The organism is Nicoliella sp. ESL1113, assembly GCF_058509245.1.
In genome coordinates, this window is sequence record NZ_CP196387.1 from 746596 (window position 1) to 771395 (window position 24800).

Here is a 24800-nt window from a genome sequence, read left to right on the forward strand (position 1 = left end):
GGGGAACTTAGATGTCGCAATTTAAAGTTCTAGAAGCAAATGATGTAATCAATAAAGTTAATACTTATATGCAACCAAAAGACGTTGAAATGGTAAAAAAGGCACTTAAATTTGCTACGATTGCTCATGCGGGTCAAAAGCGGCAATCAGGAGAAGCATATATTGTGCACCCCGTTCAAGTAGCTGGCATCCTGGCTGATTTGAACATGGATGCTGAAACGGTCAGCGCTGGATTCTTGCATGATGTCGTAGAGGATACAGGTGTCGAACTAAGTGATATTCAAGAACTATTTGGTAAAGATGTGGCTTTAATTGTTGATGGCGTAACCAAGCTCAGTAAAATCAAGTACAAGTCACATCGGGAACAACTAGCCGAAAACCATCGGAAACTATTACTTGCGATGTGTAAGGATATTCGGGTAATGATCGTGAAGCTGGCTGATCGGTTGCATAATATGCGGACCTTGAACCACTTAAAACCAGAAAAACAGCGTCGGATTGCAGACGAAACGATTGAAATCTATGCGCCACTGGCTGATCGGTTGGGGATTGGGACGATTAAGTGGGAACTAGAAGATCTTTCGTTGCGCTACATTAATCCTGGTCAATACTATCAGATTGTGAACTCGATGAATTCTAAACGCAAAGAACGAGTTGACTATATCAATAAGGCGTTACAAGAGGTTAAAGACTCATTGAAGGGGATGGATATTAAGGTTGATGCAATTTATGGTCGCCCTAAGCATCTCTACTCAATTTATAAAAAGATGCATAATAAGCATAAAAAGTTTGAAGAGATTTATGATCTTTTTGCGATTCGGGTAATTGTTGAATCAGTTAAGGATTGTTATGCGGTTTTAGGAGCGGTCCATACGAAGTGGAAACCAATGCCAGGGCGTTTTAAAGACTACATTGCAATGCCAAAGGCCAATATGTATCAATCTTTGCATACGACTTTGATTGGTCCTGAGGGGAAGTTGCTTGAAATTCAAATCCGTACTGCTGAAATGCATCGGGTTGCTGAATATGGGGTTGCTGCTCACTGGGCTTACAAGGAAGGAATTAAAAGCGAAGTTAAAAGTAGTGCCGATAATACTAAGTTAAATTGGTTCAAAAAGATCATTGAGCTTCAAGAAGATACTGACGACGCATCTGACTTTATGCAAAGCGTCAAGGGAGAATTGTTTGGTGATCATGTCTATGCATTTACCCCGAATGGTGATGTTTTAGAGCTGCCTAAGGGTGCTGGGCCACTTGATATGGCGTATACGATCCATACCGATATTGGTAACCACACGACTGGTGCGCGGGTAAATGGTAAAATCGTGCCCCTTGATTATCGAATCAAAAATAGTGACCTGGTTGAAATTATGACCTCGCCAACTTCTGCGGGACCTAGTCGGGACTGGATTAAATTAGTATCGACTAGTAAGGCGCGGCATAAAATCAAACAGTACTTTAGAAAGCGTGACCATGATAAGATGGTGGAAGCCGGTCGCGAAATGCTAGCTAATAATATTAAAGAAGCTGGATTTAATGTAAATCAGGTCTTGGAAGCTAGTAATGTTATCAAGGCGGCTAAACGACTTGATTACAAAAACGCTGATGATTTGTACGCTGCAGTTGGGTTTGGTGATCTGCAGGTCAATACCATTTCACATCGTTTGACCAGTCACATCAGAGAAGCCCAGGAATTAGAACGCCAAGAAGCAGAACAACGTGGCATCTTAGAAGATCATCAGACGATTCAAAATGAGGATAAGAAACCAAAGAAAAAGACCACTTCAATTGATGGAATTGTCGTAGAGGGGGTTTCTAACCTACTGGTGCGGCTCAGCCATTGTTGTTCGCCAGTTCCTGGGGATGATATTGTTGGTTATATTACTCAGGGAAATGGGATTTCTGTTCATCGCTCTGATTGCCCAAATGTTAAAGATTATCTATCAACTGGTGAACGTTTAATTAGTGTTCACTGGGCTGATGAATTGAATCAACGTGAGGAATACACCGCTAATATCAGTATTGAGGGTTATAATCGAAACGGATTATTGAATGATATCATCAGAATGATTAACAGCATCTCAAAGCGGTTAACTTCTGTTCAAGGTAAAATTCACAATGAAAAAAACGTCACGGTTTCAGTTAGTATTGGGGTCAAAAACCTTAATCAACTTAATTTGATAATTGATCACATTAAAAACATTCGTGACGTGTATGTAGTAAAAAGACCATTTAAGTAGGATTGAAATAAGGGGGGCTGAACATGAAAGTGGTTTTACAACGGGTCACTAAGGGAAGTGTATCCATTGATGGTAAAGTGAAGGGGGCCATTGAAACAGGCTTCGTTCTTTTAGTAGGGGTTTCTGATACTGATTCAGAAGCTGAAGTTGAATACTTAGCAAATAAAATTGCTAAGATCCGTCTCTTTACAGATGCTGATGGCAAAATGAATTTAAACTTAGCTGCGGTTAACGGATCGATTTTGTCCATTTCACAATTTACCCTCTATGCCAATACTGCTAAGGGCAATCGACCATCTTTTTTTGATGCTGGTAAACCTGAACATGCTAATCAAGTTTATCAACAATTCAATGCTAAATTGGCTAGTTTAGGGTTTAATGTTCAAACGGGTGTATTTGGTGCCGACATGCAGGTTGAAATTGAAAATGATGGCCCAGTAACGATTTTATTTGATACTGATCATAAATAGGAGGCGTGCAAATTGCGAAGTTTATTTTGGGATTTTGATGGCACCCTTTTTAACACTTATCCAATGATGGTTAAGGCATTTGATGAAGCGTTACAATCGCTTGGTATTGATGAGGTTGAAATGGATGACTATGCTTATTATGAAGAAATGCGTCGTCGCTCTGCCGGTAGTGCGATTAGTCGGTTTGCAGCAGAGTTCAATCTTTCACAAACAGCAATTATTCCTCCATTTAAAAAGTTACAAGATGAGTTAGTAATGGGTAGTAAACCCTTTGATGGGGCGGTTGCGATTTTGAAGTGGAACGTTGAAACGGGGGGCCAAAATTTTTTGTTAACCCATCGTGATGGAATCGCGCTTTCGATTCTAGATCATTTTAAAATCAAAAAATTGTTCACCGATTTTGTTACCAGTGAACAATCTTTTCCAAGGAAACCTGACCCAACCTCTTTAAATTATTTAATTGATAAACATGCTGTTGATCGCAGCCATGCGGCAATGATTGGAGATCGAAAACTAGATATTGAGGCTGCGCATAATGCCAATATTGATGGCTTTTTATTTGATCCCGATGGAATTATTACCGCTACAGGAAATCCAGAACAACGGGTTTCACAACTGACGGAATTAAAGCCGACATTAGAACGACTCTAATACTTTGTCTACTGCGGGTCCGTAGGTTTCTCCAAATAATACTAAGTGAACCATTAAATAATAACAGCGATACCAAGGAAGGCGTTTTTCAACGCCTTTTTTTAGTGGATAAATAGAATTATAGCCATCATAAAAATCCTGATTGAACCCACCAAAGACGGTACTAACGCCAATGTCGAACTCGCGATCGCCAAAGAAAACATCTGGGTCGATCAAGTATGGTTTGTTATTTACGAACGTAAAGTTACCAGCCCAAAAGTCACCGTGTAATAGACTGGGTGTTGTTTTATTTGTAGAGAAGTAGTCGTTAATCTGTTCGATCATTTTAGCTAAGTGTTGTTCCCTACTGTGATCCCAGCGGCCCTTTTGTTTAGCAAGCATTTCTAATGGTTTTAATCGTTGTTCAACGTAAAAGGTTTGCCAATTTTGTTGCCATTTATTATTTTTGGGGATTTTACCAGCCGTAAAATTATGATCTAAGCCGAATTGTTCAGCGTGAATCTGGTGAACATTGGCGACCATTTGACCGAGTTCGTATTGACTACCACTACTTTCATTGATCCAGTTCAGAATTAAAAAACCATCCCCGTTGATTTCACCATAGTTAACAACGGTGGGCACGTTTGCAGCTTGGCTTAGTAGCTTTAATCCCTCAACTTCGTGGGTGAAAAAATTTTTACCACGGTTAGGTTGGACCTTCATGAAGTATTGGTCATGGCCATTTGAAATTTGATATGATTCATTGATATCACCACCACTGACTGGTCGATAATCAGTAATGTTTTTAATTGGTAATTGAGCGAGCCAATCTGGAGTTAATTTATACATATAATGACCTCCCTAAAAGTTTAATTTTATTATAGATGATTTGAATTTGAAGGTGAATTACCTTGACTTTTTAGTTTAATTCGATTAATCTTAACTTGAATTAAAAATTAGACCGCAGAAAAAGAAGAGTATGTTTCAATAATGCTTAGAGAGTATCAATTTGGTGTAATGGTACGTTTATTGAAATTGAAGGACACTTTTGAGGTTAATAGCTTATGGCTATTCGTTGCATAGACGTTATCTATTAGCAATAAAAAAGGTGGTACCGCGCTCTTTGCGCCCTTGTCAATTTATTTTTGACAGGGGCTTTTTTATTGGCCTAATTTATTTATGTAGGAGGACTCCGTATGAGATACCAAAAACCAAAAGGAACTGCGGACATTTTACCTGGGGAATCATATAAATGGCAGTTTATTGAAGATACAGCACGCTCGTTATTTAATGATTATCGCTATCGTGAAATCAGAACGCCAATGTTTGAAAATTACGAAGTATTTTCTAGAACTTCAGGAGATACTTCAGATATTGTTACTAAGGAAATGTATGATTTTGATGATAAGGGTGATCGTCACATTGCTTTGCGTCCAGAAGGAACCGCTGGAGTAGTCAGAGCGTTTATCGAGAACAAGCTATATGGTCCTGAATATCAAAAGCCAGTCAAAGTATTTTACATGGGACCAATGTTTCGTTATGAAAGACCTCAATCGGGTCGACAACGTGAATTTCATCAAATCGGAGTCGAAGCATTTGGGAGTGATTCTCCCAGTTTAGATGCAGAAGTGATCGCAATGGCAGTTAATCTATTACAAAACTATGGCATTGAAGATGTAAGGGTAGCGATTAATACGTTAGGTGATAAGGAGAGTCGTGATGCTTATCGGAAAGCGTTGATCGACTATTTGGAACCACACTTCGATGAACTTAGTAGCGATTCGCAAACACGGCTTCACAAAAATCCATTGCGGGTCTTAGATAGTAAGGATGCTAATGATCAAAAAATCGTAGCGAATGCCCCACGGATCACAGATTACCTAACTGCTGATGCTAATGAACATTTCGAACACGTTAAGAGATTATTAGACGGGTTACACATTGACTATGTCGTTGATACGGATATTGTTCGGGGACTAGATTATTATAACCACACCATTTTTGAAATTATGGTTAATTCTAAAGCGTTGGGAAGTGGTTATACGACGATCTGTGCTGGTGGTCGCTACAATGGATTGGTCGAAGAACTAGGGGGCCCAGAAGTTTCTGGAATTGGGTTCGGTTTAGGAGTTGAAAGACTATTGCTACTGATGGAATCAAGGGGCGTTCAATTCCCTGAATTAAGTCCATTGGATGCATACGTAGTTGGTATCGGGGCCGAATCTGATTTAGTTACGCTCCAATTAGTTCAATCCCTGCGGAAAAATGGTTATACGGCTGAAAGAGACTACTTGGATCGTAAACCAAAGGGCCAATTCAAGACTGCTGATAAGTTAGGGGCTAAGTTTACAATCACGATTGGTGAACAAGAAATCCTTAATCATACGGTTAAAGTTAAACAGATGGCGACTGGTCATGAACTGAATTTACCAGTTCAAGATGTGCAAAATAGTTTCGGTTCGGTAGTTGATGATAACTTCGGACCACAATATTTATAGGATGGTGGATAAAATGAAAGATAGAACAACTTATGCTGGGCTAGTGAATGAAGATTTATTAGGCCAAAAAGTAGTATTAGACGGTTGGGTACAAAAACGACGGGACCTTGGTAAATTAATCTTTATCGATTTAAGGGATCGCGAAGGAATCGTTCAACTAGTGTTTAGTGAAGACAACAGTAAAGAAGCACTTGCAGTTGCCGAAGACTTAAGAAGTGAATACGTAATTCAAGTTGAAGGAACTGTTGTTGCCCGTTCTGAAAACGAAATTAACCCAGATATGAAGACTGGAAAGGTTGAAGTCGAAGTTCAATCAGTGACCCTCTTTAACAAGGCTAAGACCCCACCATTTTACATTCAAGATGACATTAACGTTTCAGAAGAATTGAAATTGAAGTACCGTTATCTTGATTTGAGAAGACCCGAGATGTTAAAGGGGATGTTAGTGCGGAATCGGATTTTACAATCCGTACACAGCTATTTTGATAGTCAAGGATTCTTGAATATTGAAACGCCAGATCTTACGATTTCAACGCCTGAAGGAGCTCGTGATTACTTGGTTCCTTCACGGGTCCACAAGGGCGCATTCTATGCGCTTCCTCAATCACCACAATTGTTCAAACAATTATTGATGGGGGCTGGGATGGACAAGTATTACCAAATCGCTCGTTGTTTCCGTGATGAAGACTTACGTGGTGATCGTCAACCAGAATTTACCCAAATCGATATGGAAACTTCATTCCAATCAGTAGAAGAAATTCAAGCTACCACTGAAGGTTTGATCAAAAAGGTAATGAAGGATACTTTAGACATCGATGTGAAGACACCGTTCAAGCGGATCACTTGGCAAGAATCAATGGATCGTTTTGGGACTGACCAACCAGACGTTCGTTTTGGAATGGAACTAAAGGATCTTTCTGATGTTATGAAGGATTCAGAATTTAAGGTCTTTGCAAACGTTGTTAAAAATGGTGATCAAGTGAAGGCAATTGCCGTTCCAGGCGGTGCTGATGCTTACTCTAGAAAAGACATCGACAAATACACTGACTATGTTAAACGTTTTGGCGCTCAAGGTTTAGCTTGGTTAAAGGTAACTGATGATGGCTTTAGTGGTCCAATTGCTAAATTCTTTAAGGATGAAGCGGTTTATAAGCAAATCCTAGCTGCTACTGATGCCAAGGCTGGTGATCTATTATTGTTCGCTGCTGATCGCAGCAAGGTGGTTGCTGATACCTTAGGCTACTTGAGAACTGCAATTGCCGAAGAACAAAACATGATTCCAAAGGATGTCTTTGACTACTTATGGGTCGTTGATTGGCCATTGTTCGAATACGATGAAGGAATTAGTCGCTGGGTCCCTGCTCACCACCCATTCACGATGCCAAATGAAGGTGATGAACACTACTTGAACGAGGGTGAAGATCCTCATAAGGCCCATGCCCAAAGTTATGATATCATCTTAAACGGACTTGAATTAGGTGGGGGTTCGATTCGGATTCATAACCGTGATTTACAAGAAAAAATGTTGGCTGCATTAGGCTTTAGTAAGGAACGAGCTCAAGCACGGTTCGGCTACTTCTTAGATGCCCTTGAATACGGTTTTCCACCTCATGGTGGGTTAGCAATTGGGCTAGATCGTTTCACTAGATTACTAGCTCAACGTGGTAATATTCGTGACGTGATTGCATTCCCTAAGAATTCTAAAGCAGTGGAACCATTGACTGGTGCTCCTGCAGAAGTTGCTCCTAAACAACTATTAGACTTAGGAATCGAAGTTACCGAACATGAAGACGGTGGCAATCGAGAATAACTAAATATTAAAAAGGAAGAATCGACTGATTCTTCCTTTTTTGTTGCTTTAAAATAAATTTTTGGTGTTATACTTATTGCATGTTTTTTTATTAAGGGGGAACATTAAAAAATGTTAGGAACTGATGATGTAAGACTAATGTTTGAAAGGCATCAATTTTTAGCGAAGGCATCCATGGCTTTTTTTTATGCAATAACAGTCTCTGTAGCCATGAATTTCTTCTGGACACCAGGACATATTTATTCATCCGGATATACGGGGATTTCACAATTGATCGACACGCTTTCTAGTCGCTACCTGCCAATTACGATTCCTACTGCAGTTGGTTTATTTTTACTTAATATTCCAACATTTATTTTAGCTTGGAAACAAATTGGCCATCAATTTACGATTTTTACCGTGATTGCCGTTTTTTTAGCCAGTTTTATGATTAAAACCTTGCATCCAGTATATTTGACCAACGATCCAATTATTTGTGCGATTTTCGGGGGGATCGTAAATGGTTTTGGAACGGGACTATCCCTTAAAAACGGGATTTCGACCGGTGGACTTGATATCTTAGGGATCGTAATTCGCAGAAAAACGGGAAGAACGATTGGGAATGTTAATATCCTTTTTAATGTTTTCATTGTGATTGCAGCAGGATTAGCATATGGATGGCCATATGCTTTTTACTCCGCAATTGGTTTAGTGATTAATGCGAAAATGATTGATTTAACCTATACTAGACAGCAACTACTGCAGGTTATGATCGTAACGGAACGGCCTAAGAGCGTTACAGATAGTGTGCAAAATCATTTACGTCGTGGAATTACGATTGTTCATGGAGCTGAAGGAGCATATAACCATGACCAAAAGACAGTTTTATTTACCGTTATTTCGCGTTATGAAATGAATGAATTTGAAGAGGCGGTCGATGAGTCTGATTCCGATGCATTTACAACCATTTCGCCAATTGTAAAGATTATCGGTCGTTTCTGGGAACCTAAAATAAAATAAATTCAGTCAATTTGATTAAGCCCATAATTTCCGTAAATTTTAATGTTTGTTAAATTTAATTATGTTATAATATCCAATTGTATTGTCTTGCGCTTTTTATTTTTAAGGGAATGACGGTGACCTTGTGTTGAAAGTATTGTATTTATGGTTAATTCGATTAGTTTCATTATGTTTTTATTTTAAAAAGAAGAACAATGTTATTTACATAATGAGCTTTGATAATAACCTGCGATTAATTAAGCGAATGGCATCGGAGTTGCCTAGTGATCAGACGTTGATCGTTTTTTATGCACCTGATAATGAAGCTGGTGCAACCGACTTGGAGGCTTTTGGAATCGATACCTATCCATTTCGGAATGGTTTATCTTTTGTTTTTCGCTTACTTCCTATAATTATGGGTGCTAAGTTGATCTTTTGTGATAATTACTATCCGTTCTTAGGCGGATTGATTCATTCACCTAAGATGAAAATCATTCAATTGTGGCATGCGAATGGAGCAATTAAACAATTTGGTTGGGAAGATCCTAAAACAAGTCGTCGTAGTAAGTCTGATAAGAAAAGGTTTCAAGAGGTTTATAATCAATTTGATGAATACGTTGTTGCCTCTCAGACGATGGGGAGGGTATTCGAAGCCAGTTATCGAGTCCCATTTGAACGGATGAAAATGCTTGGCTACCCTCGATCAGATCGGTTGTTTAAATCAGATTGGCAAGAACAAGCACAAAGCCGCGTTTATTCTGTAGCACCAGAGTTAAGGGGTAAGCGAGTCATTTTATATGCACCTACCTATCGAGACGGAGTTGCATTTAATCCACCACAAGATTTAGCAGAGGCAATCACTGCTGACCCCCAAGCAGAGGTCGTAGTTAGGCTGCATCCACTCTTGAGGGCTACGGAAAAATTGTTTGCAGATACCAATAATCGCTCGGGAAATAATAGAATTCATTTTTATAATCAACTTTCGACGACCGATTTATTATCGGTCACCGATACCTTAGTTACTGATTATTCATCGGTGGCATTTGATTATAGTTTATTACCGAATGCCCATTCGATGTTATTCTTTATGTTTGACTTAGAAGAATATAAACAAAACCCGGGCCTCCAACCAGATCTTTTGAACTGGTTACCGAATGAACCAATTTTAACATCAGCTGACTTAGCAATTGCCATTAAACAAAATCGTAAGACCGATTTTACTAAGTTTAATCAACACTGGAATACTTATAATGATGGATTTGCAACTAAGCGTGTTTTAGAAAGATATATTGAAAATAGATAAGGAAGTGTCAACGTTTTGAAAGAAGTTGGAACGTTAATTAAGGAACAGCTTGGTAATATTGGAATTATGTTTAGAATTTCACGTTATCAAGATAAGTCTGACTACCAAAGTCATTATTTGGGACTAGTATGGGAATATCTCTATCCATTGATTCAAATTGCTATTTATTGGATGGTTTTTGGAATTGGTCTTAAGAAGGGAGCTTCTGAGGGCGTGGATTACCTTTCTTGGATGGTAATTGGAATCACCCCCTGGTTCTTTATGAACAGTGTGACCTTAGATGCCTCTAAAAGCATTTACCAACAAGTAGGAATGGTTTCTAAAATGAAGTTTCCCGTTAGTATCCTGCCCTCAATTAAGATCATTAGTAATTTAAGTTCATTTTGGACGATGTTAGTTTTTTCTATCGTAATCGGTTTCTTTAAGGGTGGAATTACCCCTAATATCTATTGGTTCCAATGGATTTACTATTTCTTTGCAATGATTATGTGGTTAGTTGCTTTTGGAATCTTTAATTCGACCGTTTCGATTTTGGTTCGTGATTATCGAATTTTACTTCAATCCGTAATGAGAATGTTATTTTACATGTCTGGAGTGTTATTTAATTTCCAAACTAACGCTTTCCCACCAGCCTTCGTAAGGGTATTACAATTGAACCCATTCTTTTACATTGTTAATGGCTTTAGGGAATCAATGTTTTCAGAAGCATGGTTTTGGCAACACTCTACTTTAACGATTATTTTTTGGTTGTTCGTGGCCTTCTTCTTATTAGTTGGTTCCCATCTCCACTACAAGTTTAGATCCCACTTCGTTGACTTAATTTAATTATAGGAGGAATCAGATGCTTAATTCATTCATCAACAAAATGATTAAAATGGTTAAGGTCGTGATTCGTTATGGACTCATCGTTATTAACGATGGGTTTATTTGTTTGCCGATCAAAAAAGGCGTTGTTATTTTTGATAGCTTTAATGGTCGCGATATTAATGATAATCCAGCTGCGATTTATCAACAGTTGATTAGAGACGACCCTAGCTTAATTCAGACGGCCTTTTTTGCCGTAAAACCAGCCAAATATGATGAATTGCATGCTCAATATCCAGAGATAAAACTACTGAAACGCTTTATGCCAAAGTGGATCTGGTATATGGCACGGGCTGAGTTTTGGGTTTTTAACTCCAGAATGCCTGCCTGGTGGCGCAAAAATAAACACACGATCTACATCCAAACTTGGCACGGGACGCCACTTAAAAAGTTGGGGGTGGATATTGATAATGTTGAGATGCCTGGAACAAACACTAAAAAGTATCACCAGCGTTTTGTTGCAGAAACGAAGCGTTGGGATTATCTGATTGCACCGAATCAATATTCTAAAGATATTTTTAAGCGGGCATTTCAATTTAAGAACCACTTTTTAGATATCGGTTATCCCCGTAATGACGTTTTATACTATGATAATAAGCAAACCGTAATCAACGAATTGAAAAAGACTTTGATTGGTGATGCTAATGCTCATGTAATCACCTATGCCCCAACTTGGCGTGATGATCAATACATCGCTCGGGGGCAGTATAAATTTGAGTTACCGTTTGATCTAAAACGCTTTTTTGCAACCGTTGATCAAAATACTATTTTGGTTATTCGCCCCCATTATTTAGTTAAGGACCATATTAATATTAAGGGGTTTGAGGATCGCGTTAGGATTTTAGCAGATTCGGATATTAGTTCAATCTACTTAATGACTGATTTATTGATTACGGATTATTCTTCGGTAATGTTTGATTTTGCGAACTTAAATAGACCAATGTTATTTTATAGTTATGATTTAAAACACTATCGAGATCAACTGCGCGGTTTTTATTTTGATTACCAAATTGAATTGCCAGGGCCGTTAGTTACTGATCAAGATCAATTTTTTACTCGGTTGCAACAGTATGCAGAATGCGGTACGTTTAAAAATGAGTATGATAAAATGAAAGCGTTTAGGAAAAAATTTTGTAGCTGGGAATCAGCAGATTCTGCTGAAAAAGTTGTAAAAATAATAAGGGGCGAAATTTATGAATGATCAATTTTTAATTGGTTCACACGTTAGTATGAAGAGTCCAAAAATGTTTTTGGGTTCCGCTGAGGAAGCATTTGGTTATGGGGAAAATACTTTCATGGTATATACCGGGGCTCCCCAAAACACTAAAAGAAAACCAATCAGTGAGTTAAAGGCTGATGAGGGGAAGCAATATATGCAATCACATGGGATTGTTTCGGATGTGGTTCATGCACCATATATTATTAACCTAGCTAACACCGCTAAGATGCATAATTTTGAATTTGCGATTCAATTTTTGAAGCAAGAAATTAAGCGTTCAGAAGCAATTGGTGCTGAACAAATTGTTTTACATCCGGGCTCACATGTTGGTGCGGGAGCAGAAGTTGGAATTCAAAATATCATTAAGGGATTAAATGAAGTAATCGAACCCGATCAAAAGGCTCAAATTGCCCTTGAAACAATGGCCGGTAAGGGAACCGAAGTTGGTCGGACATTTGAAGAACTTGCCCAAATTATTGACGGGGTTCAATTAAATGAAAAATTATCAGTCACATTTGATACTTGTCATACTAACGATGCTGGATATGATGTTAAAAATGATTTTGATGGAGTTTTAAACCAGTTTGATAAGGTGATTGGAATAGACCGACTAAAAGTGGTTCATTTGAATGACTCTAAGAATGAAATGGGTAGTCACAAGGATCGTCATGAGGTGATTGGTATTGGTACGATTGGCTTTGATGCCCTTGATTATATTGCTCACCATCCACAATTAACTAACGTTCCTAAAATTATGGAAACGCCAATGGTTAAGTCAGAAGATGGGACCCAAAAGTTCTCCCCCCATGGATATGAAGTTAAAATGCTTACTGAACATAAGTTTGATTCCAATTTAGTGGATGATATTTTAAATCAGAAGCCATTTTAAAGTAAAAGTCGCAAATCAATGTTGATTTGCGACTTTTATTGATAACTAAGAAGCATTAATGTCGATTATTAGTATCTAGGTTGAGGCTCTCCATGATAATAGTAGCGGTCTCTTCAATCGATTTATTAAAAACGTTAATAATTAAACAGCCCAGCTTTTGGTATAAATCCTTAGCATATTGAAGTTCTGCCTTGATATTTTCAGGATCAGAATATGGAGTGTCAGGATTCAGTCCGTATGCAATCATTCTTGCTCGCCGAATTTTTTTAAGGGCCTTCGGGGTATTGGTCAGTCCAAAAATGCGATTGGGATCCACTTCCCAAATTTCTTTAGGCAGTTGTGTGTTCGGTGCGATGGGGACGTTAGCGACCTTTAAATTTTTATTTGCTAAGTAAAGGGAGAGCGGGGTCTTAGAAGTTCTTGATACTCCTAAAATTACTATGTCGGCCTTGGTTAGGTCACTAGGGTTTTTACCATCATCGTTAGCAACCGCAAATTCCATAGCGGCAATTCGATCGAAATATTTATCATTTAAATCGTGGACTAGTCCAGGCACTCGTACGGGAGTATCACCTGTTTTAGCACTAATGACGTTTAAAGAATTTTGTAAGCAATCGGAATTAAACAGGTCATTTTCAGCTGAAAAAGTTCTAATCATTCCACTAAGTTCATTGTTAACTAGTGTATGAAAAATAACGGCATTGTTTTCTAAAGCCATTTTAAGAATTCCTGCTAAAATAGATTTAGTCTGGATAAATGGGAATCTTTGGTAGTTAACCTCTACATCTGGAAATTGCGAAACGGTGATTCTAGCAACTGAAAAAGCAGTTTCACCGCTTGAATCTGAGATGATAAAAACGTTTATTTTTTTCATTGGAAACCTCCTATTAATATAAATTTATTCTAGCATATTTATCTTTTTTTTCAGAGTTATTGACTGTAAATTAATAGTTAGGTATAATTATTAAGAACTGCTACATTAGGAAATGATTTCATGATAGTAAGTAGTTGTATTTTGAGCTCGGAGGGAGGGATTTTCATATGTCAAAAACAGTCGTTCGTAAAAACGAATCTCTTGATGATGCTCTTCGTCGTTTCAAGCGTACCGTTTCAAAGAGTGGTACATTGCGTGAATACCGTAAGCGTGAATTCTACGAAAAACCTAGCGTAAAACGTAAATTAAAATCCGAAGCAGCAAGAAAACGCAATAGCAAAAAGCGTCGTAGCTTCTAATCTATAAAAACGTTCCTGTTGTTTCAGGAACGTTTTTTATTGCTTAAATATATTAATCAAAGGGATGAAAAATATGAGTTTGAATGATGAATTAACTACTGACTTAAAGAATGCAATGAAGGCTCACGATAAGGAAAGCCTCGGTGTAATTAGATTATTAAAGTCTGCTTTAACTAATGAAAAGGTTAAGTTAGGTCATGATCTAAATTCAGATGAAGAAACTGCCGTTGTAATGAAAGAATATAAACAACGTAAGGAATCAATCGAAGAATTTAAAAAGGGTAATCGTGATGACCTCGTTGCTGAACAAGAATCACAACTAAAGGTTTTGGATAAGTACGTTCCAGAACAAATGTCAGAAGACGAAATCAACCAAGTTGTTAAGGACACTATCGCAGCTGTTGGTGCGACTGGCAAGGGTGATTTTGGTAAGGTAATGGGCGCTGTAATGCCAAAGGTAAAGGGTAAGGCCGATGGTTCATTAGTTAACAAAGCCGTAAAAGAATTACTACAATAATTAATTAAAATTAATAGAGTGATAAATATTGCTCTATTGTACATACTTCAGGGGTATCTTCTTTTTTAATTGCATTTTTTATGCTAATATTTGGTTATTAAATCGTAACATAAGGGAGTTTATAATTTGATTGACAATAATGTTATAACTGATAGTTTCGTTTTAAGTAATTTAGACGATGAACCTGCATTATTAGGATCACAAAATAAATTTGTCACTTTATTAGAAGAGGGAATGGATGTCTCCATTAATGCTTTTGGGACTAAAATTAAAGTTTCTGGAGATTCCGAAAAAGTAAGAAATACATTAGCAATTTTAAAAAACATGGTTGATTTAATTCATGGTGGGATTGGATTAAATGATAGCGATTTTGTTAGCGCAATGAAAATGGCTAATAATGGCACGTTAGAGTACTTTAAGGATCTTTATAATCAAGTGTTGATTAAGGATATTAAAGGCAATCCAGTTCGCATTAAGAATTTTGGCCAAAGACAATATGTCCAATCGGTTCAGAGAAATGACGTTACGTTTGGGATTGGTCCAGCTGGAACGGGGAAGACATACTTAGCAGTTGTGATGGCTGTGGCTGCCCTAAAGAAGGGGACCGTTGAAAAAATTGTTTTGACGCGTCCAGCTGTTGAAGCTGGGGAGAGTTTAGGATTCTTACCTGGGGACTTAAAAGAAAAAGTGGACCCATACTTAAGGCCTATTTACGATGCTCTGTATTCAATTTTAGGGGCTGAGCATACTAATCGAATGCTTGAAAAGGGAATCATTGAAGTAGCTCCCCTTGCATACATGCGTGGTCGGACCCTCGATAATTCATTTGTTATTTTAGATGAAGCTCAAAATACAACCAGTGCACAAATGAAGATGTTTTTGACGCGGCTCGGCTTCGAATCTAAAATGATTGTTAATGGTGATATTTCACAAATTGATTTACCTAGACACACCACTAGTGGATTAGTGGAAGCCCAAAAAATATTACAGAACGTAAAGAGCATTAGATTCGTTGCTTTTTCTGCTGATGATGTTGTTAGACACCCTGTAGTTGCAAGAATTATTAACGCATATGAAAGTTTTGACAATACCAATAATAAATAGAGGACTGGATAGATGGATTTAGAAATTTATGATGATACCAAAGATGGTGCTAAGGATAAAGACATTCAATTAATTAAAGATGTTTTAGAATATGCGGGCAAATATTTAAAGCTTCGTGAAGATACTGAAATGTCAGTTACCTTGGTTAACAACGATCGGATTAGGGAAATTAATCGTGACTATCGGGGTGTAGATCGGGCGACTGATGTAATTAGTTTTGCGATTGAAGATGGTGATGAGACAATCAAGATGAGTCCCGAGATGGCTGCTGAAATTCCTGAAAATCTTGGCGATATCTTTGTTTCAGTCGATAAAGTAGCGGAACAAGCCGAATTTTTGGAACATTCCTATGATCGTGAACTAGGCTTTTTAGTGGTGCATGGATTTTTACACTTGAATGGATACGATCATATGCAGCCAGAAGACGAAGCGGTAATGTTTCCACTACAAAGAAAGATTATGGATTCATATGGGCTTAAAAGATAGTAAACAAGTTGGCAAAAACCACCATTTTTATCAATCTTTGTTTCATGCGTTAGCTGGTCTAAAGGTATTGGTAATTGCTGAGCGTAATTTTAGGGTTCATTTAATAAGTGCGGGTTTGGTTCTAATAGTTGCCAGACTTTTAAGGGCTTCTTTAAATGATTACCTATGGCTGTTTTTAGCAATTTTTACAGTATTGATCGCCGAGACAGTCAATTCAATCGTGGAGCGGATTATTGATTTATTAGTGGGCGATCACTACCATCAATTAGCGAAGGAAGCAAAAGATATTGCTGCTGGTGGAGTGTTATTAACTACGATATTAGCAATGATAATTGGAATAATGATTTTAATGCCGTTAGTAATTAAAATAATGCCATGGAGGTAATTATAAATGGATAATCCTAACTTTAAATCAGGATTCGTTGCAATCGTTGGCCGCCCGAATGTTGGTAAGTCAACTTTTTTAAATCGAGTAATTGGGCAAAAAATTGCAATCATGAGTGATAAGGCCCAAACAACTAGAAATAAAATTCAGGGTGTTTACACGACTGCGGATTCACAAATCGTATTTTTGGATACTCCTGGGGTTCAAAAGCCTAAGAGTCAATTAGGAAGCTTTATGGAAGATTCTGCAATGTCCGCCTTAAAGGATATTGATGCTGTTTTATTCATGGTCAGTGCTGTTGAAAAACGCGGTGCAGGTGATAATTTTATTATTAATCGCTTAAAAGATGTTAAAAAACCTATCTATTTAGTGATTAATAAGATTGATAGGGTAAATCCTAATGATTTACTACCGATAATGGATACTTATAAACGGGCTTTAGATTGGGCAGGGGTGTTTCCAATTTCTGCTTTACAGGGGAATAACGTTGATGAATTATTAACAGATTTAACCCAAAAGCTTCCCCAGGGACCACAATATTATCCTGCTGATCAAGTTACTGATCATCCTGAAAGATTTATCGTTGCTGAATTGATTCGTGAGAAAATTTTTCAATTAACACGGCAAGAAATTCCATATTCAGTTGCAATTGATGTTGAAAAAATTAGGGCAAATGAAGATGGCAAGGTTACGATTCAAGCTTCGATCATTTTAGATCATGATAGCCAAAAGGGAATTGTAATTGGTAAAAAGGGCTCAATGCTGAAAAAAATTGGGACCCTTGCCCGTAAAGATATCGAAGATCTATTGGGAAGTAAAGTTTATTTGGAATTATGGGTTAAGATTCAACCAGGCTGGCGCGATAAAAGCTCTGTTCTAAAGGAATTAGGATATAAAAAGAAGGATTATTAATTATAGGGTGTGAGGCGAGTGCCAACTAAAAAGAATGTCGTGTTTAACGGGATATTACTTTATCGTAAGAATTATCGCGAAAATGATATGCTGGTTAAATTTTTTACTTATGAGTATGGCTTAAAAATGTTTCTAATTCGAAGGGGTCGGAAACAGGGGTTTAAAATGAGTGCGGATATTTTACCGTTTACTTATGGTCGTTATCAAGGCACAATTTCAGAGAACGGCTTATCATACATCAAGGAGCCATTAAAAACACACCACTATAATCAAATTAGTAGCGATATTGTTTTAAATGCTTATGCTACTTATAATATGAATTTGATTGATACCGCATTGCCAGAGGGGGATGTAAATCATTACTGGTTTAACCAGTTGTTTCATGCCTTAAGTTTAATTAACATGAAAATTGATCCCGCAATTGTTACCAATATTATTGAAATTCAATTGCTTGAATTATTTGGAGTACAGCCATGGTTAAAAGACTGCGTACTTTGTCATCGGAATGATTTACCATTGGATTATTCAGCTGCTTATAATGGTTTGCTATGTCAGCAACACTGGCATTTGGATCCTAGACGCTTTGGCTTATCTAGGCAAGCCATTTATTTGTTAAGCCAATTTGCCACCGTTGATTTAAATCAAGTCAAATCAATCGAAATTAAGCAGCCCATTAAGGACGAGTTAAGAAGATTATTAGATAGTATTTATGAAGATACGGTCGGCATTAAATTAAAGAGTAAGAAATTTTTAGATGAAATGATTCGAAGTGGGTTCTAAAAGATTGACTTTTTAATAGTTGTAAATTATTATAAAGTTAAATATATATCGGTGATGAAAAAAGAGGGTTATGGTTAATTCCGTTACAGTGAGACTAGGGTTAGTGAGAGCTAGTCATGGATGATCATAATTTGGCGCTTTTGGAACTGAGCGAATATCAAGCAGCTAATCGACATTGATTAGAAGTAGGGTGGAACCGCGAACAAATCGTCCCTATGTAAATAACGAACTGTTATTTACATAGGCTTTTTTTATGCCATTTTTATTTTTATATAGGAGGAGTATTCAATGACTAAGAAATTGTCAATGCAAGAAATTATTTTAAAGCTTCAGCAATATTGGTCCAACCAAGGTTGTTTATTAATGCAGGCATATGATACCGAAAAAGGTGCTGGGACCATGAGTCCATACACTTTCTTACGGGCAATTGGACCAGAACCATGGAATGCTGCATACGTTGAACCATCTAGAAGACCAGCTGATGGACGGTATGGTGAAAATCCAAACCGATTATACCAACACCACCAATTTCAAGTATTAATGAAGCCATCTCCTGAAAATATTCAAGAATTATACTTAGATAGTTTAAAGGAACTCGGTATCAACCCCGTCGAACATGATATTCGATTCGTTGAAGATAACTGGGAAAACCCATCCATGGGATGTGCCGGTGTTGGTTGGGAAATCTGGCTCGACGGAATGGAAGTAACCCAATTTACTTACTTCCAAGTGGTTGGGGGTCAAGAAATGGATCCAGTTGCCGCTGAAATTACTTACGGGCTTGAAAGATTAGCTTCATACATCCAAGATGTGAACAACGTCTTTGAATTGGAATGGGGTTATGGCGTTAAGTATGGTGATATTTTCAAGGAACCAGAATTTGAACACTCCAAATATAGCTTTGAAGAAAGCAACCAAGAAATGTTATTGAACTTATTTAATACCTACGAAGAAGAAGCCCATAAACAAATTGCCAATGGCTTGGTGCATCCTGCCTATGATTACATTTTGAAGTGTAGCCATACCTTCAACCTTTTGGATGCTCGCGGGGCGGTTTCCGTTACTGAACGGGCTGGGTATCTCTCTAGAATTAGAAAAATGGCGCGTTCCGTTGCCAAAGCATTCATTGAAGAACGCCGTAAACTTGGTTTCCCATTGATCAAGGACGAAAAGAAACGACAAGAACTATTAAAAGATGACAAGGAGGACAAATAAGATGGCACACACTTATTTATTAGAAATTGGACTAGAAGAAATGCCTGCCCATGTCGTTACGCCTAGCATTAAACAATTGGTAAAACGGACTAGCGACTTTTTAGCAGAACAACGATTAAGTTATGATCAAATTAAACCATTTTCTACTCCCCGTCGCTTAACGCTCGAAATTACGGGCTTAGCAGATAAGCAAACTGATATTGATGAATCCGTAAAGGGTCCTGCTAAAAAAATTGCCCAAGATGCTGATGGTAATTGGACGAAGGCTGCGATCGGTTTTTCCAAGGGGCAAGGGGCTAATCCTGATGATATTGAATTCAAGGAAATCAAGGGTACTGAATATGTATTCATTGAAAAGCACATTGCTGGAAAGCCAGTTGCTGAAATTTTGCCCGCAATCAAATCCGTTATCACGAGCATGACTTTTCCAACGCGGATGAAGTGGAACGTTTATAATTTAGAATACATTCGTCCAATTCGGTGGTTAGTTTCCATTCTGGACAGCGAAATCGTCCCATTCTCAATCTTAGACGTTGCAGCTGGACGGACTAGTCGTGGGCATCGGTTCTTAGGCCATGATGTCGAATTAGCAAATGCTACTGATTACGAGGCAGCCCTTGAAAAGGAATTTGTGATCGTTGATGCTGCTAAGCGGAAGGCTAAGATTCAAGATCAAATTAAAGCCCTTGCTGCAGACAAGGATTGGGACGTTAAGGTCAGCCCATCCCTACTAGAAGAGGTTAATAACTTGGTTGAATGGCCAACGACATTCGCTGGGAACTTTGACCGAAAGTATCTGACCATCCCAGATGAAGTCTTAATTACTTCAATGCGTGATAACCAACGGTTCTTCTACGTTGTCGATAACGCTGGTAAATTGCTACCACACTTCGTTGCCGTGCGGAACGGAAACGATGTTGACATTCAAAACGTGATCAGTGGAAATGAAAAGGTATTGACGGCGCGGCTTGAAGATGCGATGTTCTTCTACCAAGAAGATCAAAAACATTCGATTGAATTTTTTGTTGACCGTCTTAAGCGGGTTAGTTTCCATGATAAGATTTCTACGATGTACGAAAAGATGGAAAGAGTGGCAATTATCGTTGCCCAAATTGCTAAATCGGTTGGGTTGAGTGACGAACAAACTGCTTATGCCAAGCGAGCAGCCCAAATCTACAAGTTTGACCTAGTGACCGAAATGGTTGGTGAATTCTCTGAACTACAAGGGGTAATGGGTGAAAAGTACGCATTGCTTAAGGGTGAAAAGCCTGCAGTTGCAACTGCGATTAGAGAACACTACATGCCAATTTCTTCGAACGGGGCCCTTCCACAAACTGCAGTGGGGGCGGCATTAGCACTAGCTGATAAGTTCGATAGTATTATGACGTTCTTTGCTGCTGGGATGATTCCATCTGGTTCAAATGACCCATATGCATTGCGGAGACAAGCAATCGGGATCGTAAGAATCTTGAACGAATTTGGCTGGTCACTACCACTAGCAGACTCAATGGAATCATTCATTATTGACGAACAAAGAGCTGATAAGGCACCGGACCTCGATCAAAATGCTCAGATCAATGCGGTTGTTGACTTTATTAAGGATCGGACCATTAATTTACTTCAATCACAAGATTACCGTCATGACATCATTGATGCCGTTGTGAATGCTACTAATAATGACGTAATCTACATGCTTGATAGTGCTAAGGTGCTTGCTGAAAAATCCAAGGGTGAACACTTTAAGCAAATTGTAGAAGCACTTGGTCGGGTCGTTAAAATCTCTGCTAAGGCTAGCTTTAGTGATGAGGAAATTTCAATTGATCCGAAGTTATTCAGTAATGATTCTGAAAGCGCCCTTTTTGATGTTGTAAATAAGATTAAGGATCACTTCTTTGAACAAAAGCCATTGGCTGCTTATGAACAATTAGCTAGTTTAGCGGCTCCAATTGATGATTACTTTGAACAAACGATGGTCATGGATAAGGATGAAGCAGTTAAGAACAATCATTTGAAGCAAATGGTATTGATTTCTAATTTAATTAATTGGTTCAGCGCCGTTGATCAACTAATTGTAAAATAAATAGCAATATGCTTTGGTTTTAAAATTAAATATGATAGTATAAACATAAGTGTTTATTGTATCGGATTAAAAGTCGCATCTTTATTTACGGAGGGTGCGACTTTTAAAACTTATATTGATTTTAAATGGGGTGATTAATATGGTAAAGATCCCAAAAGAAGTGATTGATAACGTAAAAAATAGCGTTAATATTGCTGACGTGGTAAGTCAATATGTTCAATTAAAAAAATCTGGGCAAAATCTTTGGGCACGTTGCCCATTTCATGATGAACGGACGCCATCTTTTTCAGTTTCTGAAGATAGGCAAAGCTTCAAATGTTTTAGTTGCGGGCGTGGCGGAAATGTTTTTACATTTTTAATGGAAATAAAAAATATTTCCTTTCCAGAGGCTGTAATTGAAGTAGCTAATATGCAGAATATTGAAATTCCTGATTATTATAAAAATAATGCGGGCGGGGCAAATCAAGTAGATGATTTCCAAAAGCAGTTGATTGATGTTTATGATCAAGTCGCTGATCTTTATCATTACATCTTAATCAGTACTAAAGCGGGCCAACATGCGTTACGCTATCTTCATGAGCGTGGATTAACTGATGAAACGATTAATGAGTTTAATTTGGGCTTTGCCCCGCAAAAAAACGTTTTGTCTGCTTTTTTGAAGCAAAAAAAGGTTGATCAAAAATTAATCTTGCATTCAGGGTTATTTATCGAGCGTGATGATGGAACGCTTAATGATCGTTTCTTTAGCCGAGTAATGTATCCAATTCGGAATCAATCTGGTAAGACGATCGCCTTTTCTGGGCGGGTGTTAGATAAGGAAGCTAGTCAAGCTAAATACTTGAACAGTCCTGAAACCAAAATCTTTAGTAAGCGTGATGTTTTATTTAACTTAGATAAAGCTAGATCAACTGTTAGGATTGCAAAGGATGTAATTTTGTTCGAAGGGTTCATGGATGTTATCTCTGCCTTTCAAGCGGGAGTTAAAAATGGAATTGCATCTATGGGGACTAGTTTTACGGAACAGCAAATTCATCAAATTGAGCGGATCACTGATCATTTATACGTTTGTTACGATGGGGATGCTCCTGGGCAAAAGGCAATTAACCGAGCGATTGATGCTTTATCTAACTCCCGTTTGAAATTGGGAGTTATTCAAATGCCTGATGGCGTTGATCCCGATGAGTATCGGAAACAAAATGGTGATGAGCAATTTAGAAATGCGATCAAGGCTGCTCGGGAAAGCCCAGTGACCTTTAAATTGCGTTTTTTGAGAATGCATCGTGATTTAAGTCGTGATGAAAACCGAGTGGCGTATTTAAATGATGCGCTATCGGTAATTGCTACTGTCGATACGCCAGTTGGTCGCGATGTTTATATTAATCAACTAGTGAGTGAATTTAATGTGGATAAACAGGCATTGGTCGATCAATTAGATGGTGTTATTAAAAATCAACAACACCAAAAGCGGTACAATCGTCAACATCATCAACAAATTGATGATAATCAATTATCAATGATTCCAGAGCAGCCTCCCCAACCAAAGCTATCCAAAATCGAAAGTGCTGAACAATTTTTGCTTTTTCGCATGCTTCATGATCATGATATTTGGTTGCGGATATCAGGAATCAAGGGATTTTGCTTTGCTACGGAGTCGTATCAAACTTTATATATGTTAGCTGAAGATTACTTTAATAAGCATATTAGTTATAACTATGTTGAGTTTGTTAATATGATCAAAGAAGCTGACTTAAAACGAATTGTAATGCACTTAGAATCTTTGCCTATTTCTGAGCAAAGTTTTGATGGTGAAATTGAGGATTATGTTAATATAATCATGCATGAAGCACCACTTAAAAATCAGATTAAAGCCAAGCAAGAACAACTACTTGAATCGACAAGAACAGGGAATGTTCAAGAACAAATCAAACTTGGTGTTGAACTAATTGAACTTGAACAACAACGCCAAAAACAATTTGGTAATGATCAATCTTAATTTAGGGGGCTTTTTAAATGGCTGATAGTAAAAAGACAGAAGAATACAAAGAATCATTAAAATCATTAGTTAGAAAGTATAAGAAAGTAGGACATATTACCTACGATGAATTAAATGATACGATCATCGTTCCATTTAAATTAACCGAGGCATCTTCAAATAAGCTACTAGAAAAAATTGAAGATGTAGGAATTAGTGTTGTTGATAAAAATGGGGATCCAGATCCTAGAGCGTTAAAAGCAGCAAAGGATGTTACTAAAAAAGAACTAAGCAATAGTGCATCTGCACCCACTGGTGTTAAGATTAATGATCCCGTTAGGATGTACTTGAAGGAAATTGGTCGAGTACCCCTCTTAAAGGGTGAACAAGAAATTCAACTAGCAAAGCGGATCGAAGACGGTGACGAAGAAGCTAAGCAAGAATTAGCTGAAGCTAACCTTCGATTGGTGGTCTCGATTGCTAAGCGTTACGTTGGTCGTGGCATGCAATTTCTTGATTTGATTCAAGAAGGAAACATGGGGCTAATGAAGGCAGTTGAAAAATTTGATTACCGTAAGGGATTTAAGTTTTCCACCTATGCAACATGGTGGATTAGACAAGCAATTACCCGTGCGATTGCTGATCAAGCTCGGACAATTAGAATTCCAGTCCACATGGTGGAAACGATTAATAAGTTAATTCGAATTCAAAGACAATTACTCCAAGACCTTGGCAGAGAACCAACCCCTGAAGAGATTGGTGCTGAAATGGATATGCCAACTTCCAAGGTTCGTGGAATCTTGAAAATTTCGCAAGAACCAGTTTCGCTTGAAACGCCAATCGGTGAAGAAGATGACTCTCATTTAGGGGACTTCATTAAGGATCAAGATGCCACTAGTCCCGCTGATCATGCAGCCTATGAACTACTAAAGGAACAACTAGAGGGCGTTTTGGACACCCTTACTGATCGGGAAGAAAACGTTTTAAGATTACGGTTTGGATTAGATGATGGCCGAACTAGAACCCTAGAAGAAGTCGGTAAAGTCTTTGGTGTTACTAGGGAAAGAATTCGTCAAATCGAAGCTAAAGCCCTTCGAAAGCTAAGACATCCATCTAGAAGTAAGCAACTAAAAGATTTCTTATAATATAAATACGAAAAGAAGGCCATTTTGGTTCTTCTTTTTTATTTTATTGTTTATTTTGCTATAATTTAAA

At 37.9% G+C, this 24800-nt stretch carries 23 protein-coding genes; 21 read left to right on the forward strand and 2 right to left on the reverse strand.

Annotation, left to right across the window (positions count from 1 at the left end):
• The first annotated feature begins 11 nt into the window (after positions 1-11).
• Genes ACSYTJ_RS03245 through ACSYTJ_RS03255 form a run of 3 tightly spaced genes read left to right on the forward strand, consistent with a single transcriptional unit; the run spans position 12 to position 3361 of the window.
• Positions 12-2240, forward strand: coding sequence for a RelA/SpoT family protein (locus tag ACSYTJ_RS03245; RefSeq protein WP_491716193.1), 2229 nt, complete (start codon positions 12-14; stop codon positions 2238-2240).
• 23 nt (positions 2241-2263) lie between these two features.
• Positions 2264-2710 carry a D-aminoacyl-tRNA deacylase gene (dtd, locus tag ACSYTJ_RS03250; protein WP_491716194.1) on the forward strand — a complete coding sequence of 149 codons (447 nt, stop codon included), beginning with the start codon at positions 2264-2266 and terminating at the stop codon, positions 2708-2710.
• A 12-nt stretch (positions 2711-2722) separates the two neighbouring features.
• Positions 2723-3361, forward strand: coding sequence for an HAD-IA family hydrolase (locus ACSYTJ_RS03255; RefSeq protein ID WP_491720108.1), 639 nt, complete (start codon positions 2723-2725; stop codon positions 3359-3361).
• Here the strand turns inward: ACSYTJ_RS03255 and ACSYTJ_RS03260 are convergent.
• Positions 3347-4189 carry a fructosamine kinase family protein gene (locus tag ACSYTJ_RS03260; protein ID WP_491720109.1) on the reverse strand — a complete coding sequence of 281 codons (843 nt, stop codon included), beginning with the start codon at positions 4187-4189 and terminating at the stop codon, positions 3347-3349. The two genes, ACSYTJ_RS03255 and ACSYTJ_RS03260, sit on opposite strands and share 15 nt — an antisense overlap.
• A gap of 347 nt (positions 4190-4536) precedes the next feature.
• On the opposite strand from ACSYTJ_RS03260, the gene hisS reads away from it, so the two are divergent.
• The 7 genes from hisS to ACSYTJ_RS03295 all read left to right on the forward strand — a co-directional run bounded on the left by hisS (position 4537) and on the right by ACSYTJ_RS03295 (position 12901).
• Positions 4537-5838, forward strand: coding sequence for a histidine--tRNA ligase (gene hisS / locus ACSYTJ_RS03265; RefSeq protein WP_491716197.1), 1302 nt, complete (start codon positions 4537-4539; stop codon positions 5836-5838).
• 13 nt (positions 5839-5851) lie between these two features.
• The gene (gene aspS, locus ACSYTJ_RS03270) at positions 5852-7648 is read left to right on the forward strand and encodes an aspartate--tRNA ligase (protein ID WP_491720110.1); all 1797 of its coding nucleotides are present in this window, start codon (positions 5852-5854) and stop codon (positions 7646-7648) included.
• A 111-nt stretch (positions 7649-7759) separates the two neighbouring features.
• Positions 7760-8647, forward strand: a complete 888-nt coding sequence (locus tag ACSYTJ_RS03275) for a YitT family protein (protein ID WP_491716199.1) — start codon at positions 7760-7762, stop codon at positions 8645-8647.
• A gap of 127 nt (positions 8648-8774) precedes the next feature.
• On the forward strand, positions 8775-9929 hold the full coding sequence (locus ACSYTJ_RS03280; RefSeq protein WP_491716200.1) for a CDP-glycerol glycerophosphotransferase family protein: 1155 nt from the start codon (positions 8775-8777) through the stop codon (positions 9927-9929).
• 15 nt (positions 9930-9944) lie between these two features.
• Positions 9945-10754 carry an ABC transporter permease gene (locus tag ACSYTJ_RS03285; protein WP_491716201.1) on the forward strand — a complete coding sequence of 270 codons (810 nt, stop codon included), beginning with the start codon at positions 9945-9947 and terminating at the stop codon, positions 10752-10754.
• A 16-nt stretch (positions 10755-10770) separates the two neighbouring features.
• The gene (locus tag ACSYTJ_RS03290; RefSeq protein ID WP_491720111.1) at positions 10771-11994 is read left to right on the forward strand and encodes a CDP-glycerol glycerophosphotransferase family protein; all 1224 of its coding nucleotides are present in this window, start codon (positions 10771-10773) and stop codon (positions 11992-11994) included.
• A complete protein-coding gene (locus ACSYTJ_RS03295; protein ID WP_491720112.1) occupies positions 11987-12901 on the forward strand; it encodes a deoxyribonuclease IV in 915 nt (304 codons plus the stop codon). Before ACSYTJ_RS03290 ends, ACSYTJ_RS03295 begins: the two co-directional genes overlap by 8 nt.
• Positions 12902-12956: 55 nt before the next feature.
• On the opposite strand, the gene ACSYTJ_RS03300 is transcribed toward ACSYTJ_RS03295, so the two are convergent.
• Positions 12957-13775: a pyruvate, water dikinase regulatory protein gene (locus tag ACSYTJ_RS03300; RefSeq protein WP_491716204.1), complete on the reverse strand. Its 819-nt coding sequence runs from the start codon at positions 13773-13775 to the stop codon at positions 12957-12959.
• A gap of 167 nt (positions 13776-13942) precedes the next feature.
• Between ACSYTJ_RS03300 and rpsU the strand changes: the two genes are divergently transcribed.
• The 11 genes from rpsU (at position 13943) to rpoD (ending at position 24730) form a co-directional block, all read left to right on the forward strand.
• Positions 13943-14134: a 30S ribosomal protein S21 gene (gene rpsU / locus ACSYTJ_RS03305; protein ID WP_219054387.1), complete on the forward strand. Its 192-nt coding sequence runs from the start codon at positions 13943-13945 to the stop codon at positions 14132-14134.
• 73 nt (positions 14135-14207) lie between these two features.
• On the forward strand, positions 14208-14651 hold the full coding sequence (locus ACSYTJ_RS03310) for a GatB/YqeY domain-containing protein (protein WP_491716205.1): 444 nt from the start codon (positions 14208-14210) through the stop codon (positions 14649-14651).
• A 126-nt stretch (positions 14652-14777) separates the two neighbouring features.
• A complete protein-coding gene (locus ACSYTJ_RS03315) occupies positions 14778-15755 on the forward strand; it encodes a PhoH family protein (RefSeq protein ID WP_491716206.1) in 978 nt (325 codons plus the stop codon).
• A gap of 12 nt (positions 15756-15767) precedes the next feature.
• Positions 15768-16241, forward strand: a complete 474-nt coding sequence (gene ybeY / locus ACSYTJ_RS03320) for an rRNA maturation RNase YbeY (protein WP_491716207.1) — start codon at positions 15768-15770, stop codon at positions 16239-16241.
• Complete coding sequence (locus tag ACSYTJ_RS03325; protein WP_491716208.1) at positions 16225-16626, forward strand: diacylglycerol kinase family protein; 402 nt, start codon at positions 16225-16227, stop codon at positions 16624-16626. The genes ybeY and ACSYTJ_RS03325 overlap by 17 nt, the downstream gene beginning before the upstream one ends.
• A 6-nt stretch (positions 16627-16632) precedes the next feature.
• Positions 16633-17538 carry a GTPase Era gene (gene era, locus ACSYTJ_RS03330; RefSeq protein ID WP_491716209.1) on the forward strand — a complete coding sequence of 302 codons (906 nt, stop codon included), beginning with the start codon at positions 16633-16635 and terminating at the stop codon, positions 17536-17538.
• Between the two features lie 18 nt (positions 17539-17556).
• A complete protein-coding gene (gene recO / locus ACSYTJ_RS03335) occupies positions 17557-18318 on the forward strand; it encodes a DNA repair protein RecO (RefSeq protein WP_491720113.1) in 762 nt (253 codons plus the stop codon).
• Between the two features lie 288 nt (positions 18319-18606).
• Positions 18607-19533 (forward strand): glycine--tRNA ligase subunit alpha, encoded by a 927-nt coding sequence (gene glyQ, locus ACSYTJ_RS03340; RefSeq protein WP_491716211.1) that lies wholly within the window; start codon positions 18607-18609, stop codon positions 19531-19533.
• Between the two features lies 1 nt (position 19534).
• The gene (glyS, locus tag ACSYTJ_RS03345; protein ID WP_491720114.1) at positions 19535-21613 is read left to right on the forward strand and encodes a glycine--tRNA ligase subunit beta; all 2079 of its coding nucleotides are present in this window, start codon (positions 19535-19537) and stop codon (positions 21611-21613) included.
• A 139-nt stretch (positions 21614-21752) separates the two neighbouring features.
• Positions 21753-23606, forward strand: coding sequence for a DNA primase (gene dnaG / locus ACSYTJ_RS03350; RefSeq protein ID WP_491716213.1), 1854 nt, complete (start codon positions 21753-21755; stop codon positions 23604-23606).
• Positions 23607-23623: 17 nt separating this feature from the next.
• Entirely contained in the window at positions 23624-24730 is a 1107-nt protein-coding gene (gene rpoD, locus ACSYTJ_RS03355) for an RNA polymerase sigma factor RpoD (RefSeq protein WP_491716214.1), read from the forward strand.
• Positions 24731-24800 lie beyond the last annotated feature (70 nt).